This window comes from Planococcus sp. CAU13 (assembly GCF_000775575.1).
GTDB lineage: Bacteria > Bacillota > Bacilli > Bacillales_A > Planococcaceae > Planococcus.
This window is the reverse complement of the sequence record NZ_JRGN01000316.1, coordinates 1-4,933: the sequence shown is the minus strand read 5'-3', so window position 1 is coordinate 4,933 and position 4,933 is coordinate 1. Positions and strand designations below refer to the sequence as shown.

Genomic DNA, 4,933 nt, shown 5'->3' with positions numbered 1-4,933 from the left:
TTATATCGTCGCTCAGCAGAAAATATCGTCGTTTAAAACATTATATCGTTGCTCAAGATTTTCACACCAAAGAAAAGCCGAAGTCCCCATATCGAGGGCTTCAGCTTTCTTCTTTATGGTCTCCAGTTTATAAAACCGTAATGCCTTACTCGGCCTTCTCCCTCCACTCATCTTCCAAAATCGCCATTTCCCAGAGGCTCCAATACTCATCCCCGAACTTTTGATGGTCGCGCATCAGTCCTTCTTTCAGGAATCCGGCCCCTTCATAACAGGCGATGGCGGGTTTATTAAAATCGAAGACGCCCAGTGTGACGCGATGAAGCTTGTGTTCTTCAAAAGCGATTTCGAGGATCTGCCGCATCATTTGGCTGCAAATCCCTTTGCCTTTCGCATCGGGATCACCTATCATCACGCGCCCGATTCGTGCAGACCGATTATTCCGGTCGATGCGCGCCAATGAAATATGACCGATCAGTCGATCTGTTTCCCTATCAATCACACTGTAAATATGAGCCGATGAATCTTTGTCGTTCGCATCTTTCAGGTATTCTTCGAGCTGAAACTCAGTTAACGGGAAAACAAAACCTGGGCCCGCCCATTGGAGCATCAGCTCAGGCGTATCCACCCATTCAATCAGCTGCTTGAAGTCAGCCGGTTCGAAATAACGTAATTTGATCATCAGGGCCACTTCCTCTTCTTAAAATCAGTTCAGTAGTGTTCTCTACCCTTTCCTGATTGACCTTAATATCAATTACGCGAATTTATTATTCTTTCAGCTGAGCTGCTTTTTCTTTGCTGTCCCGTTCTTCAAGGTATTTTTCCAGCGCAGTCTTATTTGGATCTGGCCCCTTCTCTTTCACAACAAGCACTTTATGGATATCATTCAATAAAAGAAGGCCTCTGATTAAAATACCGATGATGATACCGAGTGCCAGTACCCCGCCGATTACGAGGTCCACCATCATCAATAATAAGACGATGACGATGCTTATCACTATAGAACCAAACAATATCATGCCCAATCCCCTCATTTCCCTGTAATCCTCCAACCCTTCACCAGCGTCAGAGTCTACTTTTTCTTCATTTCGCGCTTCAGCATGCGGATTTGGCCGCGGTGGCTGATTTCGTCTTCGAGCACGTGGAACCAGAGATAGTAATTATTGAAAGCGACGCCGTTCGGCCAGGTGTTTTCTTCAAACAGCCAGGCTTCGTCTTTCGTCTTCAGCTGTTTCAGCGTTTCCCGCCGGACTTCCGCCAATTCTTCCAGGTAATATTCCAAAGGCCGTTCATTGATATTGCGGCGCCCTTCATCACCCAGGGACAATGCCGAACTCCATTTTCCCGCCTCTTCTTCAGAGAGGTCACGGTTCTCAAATGAAATCACCTGATGGACTTTTTCGATGGCAGCAATGTGCATCAGCAGCGCGCCAATCGAGTTGCTGTGGCGCGTCTGTAAATGATCCAGATCGTCCATGCGCAGACCGCCGATTTCCCATAGCGTTACTGCGCGGGCATGCTCGAGCATCGAAACGAGTTCGCCTACTTTACCTGCATAGCCTTTCGGCGATTTGATGACATAATCGATCATTGCTTCATCTCCTTTTTGTAATAAACCAGCGTGGTGCGCTCATTTATCTGTTCAAATCGCGGCGTCCGCTCATATCCGAGCTTTTCGTATAAGTAGCAGTTGCCTGTTTCTTCAGCGAGCGTCGATAGCTCCCAGACTCTGTCTTCCGGAAACTTCTGCTCTGCCATTTTCATGGCTTGTTGCGCGATCCCTTTTCCCTGGTAGGGTGGTGTGATGAAAATCGGACTGATCCATAAGCTGCCGTTCTTTTCTTTGCGGACAATATGAATCGCGCCGGCCAATCTATCATTAGCGAATATCCTAAAATAATGGCTGTCCGGATTTCTCAGCCTGCTGATGGTTTTCTCCAGGGGTTCGTTCGCCGGGCTCTTCTCGTAATCCCTGTATTTTTCCAGTAAGGGAGTAAATGCCGCAATCTGTAATCCATGAATTTCGGCAGCGTCTGTCATTTGCGCCGGCTGTAAGGTGATTTTCATTTGTCTGCCCTCATTTGCTTTCAGTCAATCTGCTTCGATCTTTATCCTGTACCATCGTTTGAAATGCGGCAAAGTCGGTCTTGAAATCTTTAATTTTAATGAAACCGAAGTTTTCATAGAGGCGGATGGCGCGTTTATTGAATGTGGCAGCTGTCAGCCGCAGCGGAAAATCCGGGTGCTTCCGGACGATCTCCTCATGGACAAAAGTAAAGAACTTACTCCCTTTGCCTTGCCCGGTTTCTGCCGGCCGCATCCCCAGGCCGAAGTCGATAAATCCTTCCGGGTAGATACCCATTATTCTGCCGGCAGGAACCTGCGCCGAATTGCCGATGCAATAAAAGCCGAACAGGTCACCTGTTTCGTTCCGAACCGCGCGGTAAGTGCCTTCCAGCATTTCGCTCATTGATTCGTCATTCAATTCGTTGTTATAGAAGTCATAAGGGTAAGGATAGCGCCACTTCAATATGAGTGTGGCGGTTGCTTCAGTCATCGGTTCTGATGTGAAATTCATTTTTGCACCTTCTTTTAAGGGGTTTTTTCACTTTATGCCTGGTTAATAAAGTGACATCTCCTTTAAAATTTTTATCAGTTATATTCATTTGTCGAAATTCTTTTTTGAGCAGCCTGCACCACCCATCCCGTCCCCGTATTGCCGTTTTAGTTTCCCGGTACTTTCTTCTTTATCCAAAAATGAAGTCAGCTCTGGAACTCTTTTTTGAAAGAATCGGTAATGATGTTCTTTTCCTTCAAGCGCTTCAAACCGGGCATTAAAAACTTTTTGTTTCACAATGTTAAAAATCGATTTATTTGATGCCAGAAATTCTTCGCTGATGAACGTCCCTTTACCCGCCTCGTCCGTCCCGCAATCCATATAAATATTTCGGATGGCCGTCAGATCAGCAGTTGCCACCAACTTTTCCATCTCTTCCTGATTCGCATAAAAAGCACTGGACAATAAAATCAAGTTTCTAAAAACACCTGGATACTTGCAGGCCGTGTAGAGTGCGATTTGGCCGCCCATCGAAATTCCGGCCATCGCCGCTGCATCTTTTTGTGTGCGATATTTCCGGTCAATCAACGGTTTCAACTCTTCCACTACAAAACTGCTGTATGCGTCTCCTTTTCCACCGAAAGACAGTGTCTCGTCCGCCAATAACTTCCTGCTGAATTCATTGTTCGGCCATGGGCAATATTCATCTTTCCGTTCTGGACTGTTTTGATCTATTGCCACTACAATGATTTCCAATTTATTTTCGTCCAGATACTTTTCCAGCCGAAGGGATAGTCCGCCTATTGCCTCTTTGTCGTTGAAGACGTTTTGCCCGTCATGCATATAAAGGACTGGATAACTCTTTTCCTTTTCATGATAATCGGCCGGCGTGTAAACGCGAACCAGTCGTTCATTGGCTAATTTGTTGGAGTAAACCGGGAATATATCAAGCATCTTTTTCTTCCTTCCATATTTCAATGCTTACTTATTTTCATTTCCTAAGTAATATGTCTCCAATTCCTTTTCGCTCCCCGGCGACACAAAGTATGCCTTTGCATCAGGCCGCGAGCTGACGACTTTCTTCATTTCCCCGCCTATATAATGAATGGCGGCGCCATCGTCCGCAGCGATACCCGGCTGCAGGATGCCTTCGTCCACAAGCTTCCGGTACGTCGGCCGCCTGTCCGCTTCGCCGTCGTAATGTGGGCAGTTGCTGCCTTTGAGAAAACCAAGCGCTTTCAACGGCTCAAGCCCGGTACCGTAAGAATCCGTCACGCCTTCTTCAAACCAGCAAATCGAGCCTGCGCTGATGCCGGCCAGCACAATTCCCTGATCGAGCGCTTTTCTGAGGATCTCATCGAGTCCCCACTCCCTCCACAGCGCAAGCAGGTTTTTCGTGTTGCCGCCACCTACATAGATGATGTCTTTTTCCAATACATAACGTTCCAGATCCCTTACCGGCGGCTTGAATAAAGACAGATGGCTCGGTTCGCAATTTTGTTCATTAAAGAAACTGTAGAAATTGTCTATCATGCTTTGCGCGTCTCCGCTTGCCGTGCCGATGTAACAGATTTTCGGATTGGCTTTCGGGGATTGCTGCAGAATATAGCGGTCGAGCAGCGGATTTTCCGGTTCCATCAGGAAACCGCCGCCGCCCATGGCGATGATTTGTTTCATGCGGCTCACTCCTCTGTGTTTTAGTCGGTCTTTTTTCGAATTTTTTGCGAGTTGAGCGTATTTAGGTGAAAGTTGAGCGTATTCGGCACCAACTTGAGCTTATTTCAAAACCCCACCGGCTGCTCAGCTACTTTCTTGTCGATAGGTAAATTCTACCGTTGAGATCTGTCTATTACAATGAAATTCGGAACATTTTGACTTGGCCGACTTTATTCGTGCCTATTTTCTGACAGATGGGGTAAAATGAATTTACTACAGCGCCAATTGCAGATTCTAAGATGAATTCAGGAGGAATGCAGGTGGATGTCGATACAGTTTTGAATTGGTACATTTTCTTGCTGGTTGCCGCAGCTGTCCTTTGTATGGTGATGGCATGGTTCGTCACCCGGGTTTCCGAGAATCTTGTAATCGGTTTTATCAGTATTTTCATCGCCAGCCTGCTTTGCCTGATGCTGATCATCGGCTGGTTCCAGACCATGACAGAAGGCGCCGCGGATGGTAATATCCACTGGCTCTTCAGTTACGGTCTCGTGCTTCTTCTGTATCCCGCCTACCTTTTCATGAATTGGTTCGTTTTGAAAAGAGCCCGCGGTGTTCAGGCGGAAGACTAAAATTCCCTGGTTTCCGGACCGGGCTTTTTTTATGGCAATAAAAGATCTTATTCGAATGAAAAGGTTTTATTTTAAATAAAGATTTTATTTC

General features: G+C 46.4%; 8 protein-coding genes. 1 reads left to right on the top strand and 7 read right to left on the bottom strand.

Translation table 11 applies throughout. From position 1 onward, the window contains the following. Nucleotides 1-145: 145 nt before the first annotated feature. The 7 genes from KW93_RS14720 to KW93_RS14690 all read right to left on the bottom strand — a co-directional run bounded on the left by KW93_RS14720 (nt 146) and on the right by KW93_RS14690 (nt 4,231). Nucleotides 146-679 (bottom strand): GNAT family N-acetyltransferase, encoded by a 534-nt coding sequence (locus KW93_RS14720; RefSeq protein ID WP_033543798.1) that lies wholly within the window; start codon nt 677-679, stop codon nt 146-148. Nucleotides 680-764: 85 nt separating this feature from the next. Next, on the bottom strand, nt 765-1,016 hold the full coding sequence (locus KW93_RS14715; RefSeq protein ID WP_033543800.1) for a hypothetical protein: 252 nt from the start codon (nt 1,014-1,016) through the stop codon (nt 765-767). A 53-nt stretch (nt 1,017-1,069) separates the two neighbouring features. Further along, nucleotides 1,070-1,588 (bottom strand): DinB family protein, encoded by a 519-nt coding sequence (locus KW93_RS14710; protein WP_033543797.1) that lies wholly within the window; start codon nt 1,586-1,588, stop codon nt 1,070-1,072. After that, nucleotides 1,585-2,064, bottom strand: a complete 480-nt coding sequence (locus tag KW93_RS14705; protein ID WP_033543796.1) for a GNAT family N-acetyltransferase — start codon at nt 2,062-2,064, stop codon at nt 1,585-1,587. Before KW93_RS14705 ends, KW93_RS14710 begins: the two co-directional genes overlap by 4 nt. A gap of 10 nt (nt 2,065-2,074) precedes the next feature. Continuing rightward, nucleotides 2,075-2,575, bottom strand: coding sequence for a GNAT family N-acetyltransferase (locus KW93_RS14700; protein ID WP_033543795.1), 501 nt, complete (start codon nt 2,573-2,575; stop codon nt 2,075-2,077). A gap of 84 nt (nt 2,576-2,659) precedes the next feature. Beyond that, nucleotides 2,660-3,508, bottom strand: coding sequence for an alpha/beta hydrolase (locus KW93_RS14695; RefSeq protein ID WP_081987034.1), 849 nt, complete (start codon nt 3,506-3,508; stop codon nt 2,660-2,662). A gap of 27 nt (nt 3,509-3,535) precedes the next feature. Beyond that, complete coding sequence (locus KW93_RS14690) at nt 3,536-4,231, bottom strand: peptidase E (RefSeq protein WP_033543794.1); 696 nt, start codon at nt 4,229-4,231, stop codon at nt 3,536-3,538. 299 nt (nt 4,232-4,530) lie between these two features. Between KW93_RS14690 and KW93_RS14685 the strand changes: the two genes are divergently transcribed. Then, entirely contained in the window at nt 4,531-4,842 is a 312-nt protein-coding gene (locus KW93_RS14685) for a hypothetical protein (protein ID WP_033543793.1), read from the top strand. Nucleotides 4,843-4,933: the final 91 nt, after the last annotated feature.

What these genes read in the sequence shown, in the direction of transcription:
- KW93_RS14720 (WP_033543798.1), bottom strand. Translation starts at nt 679, where the DNA reads ATGATCAAATTACGTTATTTCGAACCGGCTGACTTCAAGCAGCTGATT.
- KW93_RS14715 (WP_033543800.1), bottom strand. Translation starts at nt 1,016, where the DNA reads ATGATATTGTTTGGTTCTATAGTGATAAGCATCGTCATCGTCTTATTA.
- KW93_RS14710 (WP_033543797.1), bottom strand. Translation starts at nt 1,588, where the DNA reads ATGATCGATTATGTCATCAAATCGCCGAAAGGCTATGCAGGTAAAGTA.
- KW93_RS14705 (WP_033543796.1), bottom strand. Translation starts at nt 2,064, where the DNA reads ATGAAAATCACCTTACAGCCGGCGCAAATGACAGACGCTGCCGAAATT.
- KW93_RS14700 (WP_033543795.1), bottom strand. Translation starts at nt 2,575, where the DNA reads ATGAATTTCACATCAGAACCGATGACTGAAGCAACCGCCACACTCATA.
- KW93_RS14695 (WP_081987034.1), bottom strand. Translation starts at nt 3,508, where the DNA reads ATGCTTGATATATTCCCGGTTTACTCCAACAAATTAGCCAATGAACGA.
- KW93_RS14690 (WP_033543794.1), bottom strand. Translation starts at nt 4,231, where the DNA reads ATGAAACAAATCATCGCCATGGGCGGCGGCGGTTTCCTGATGGAACCG.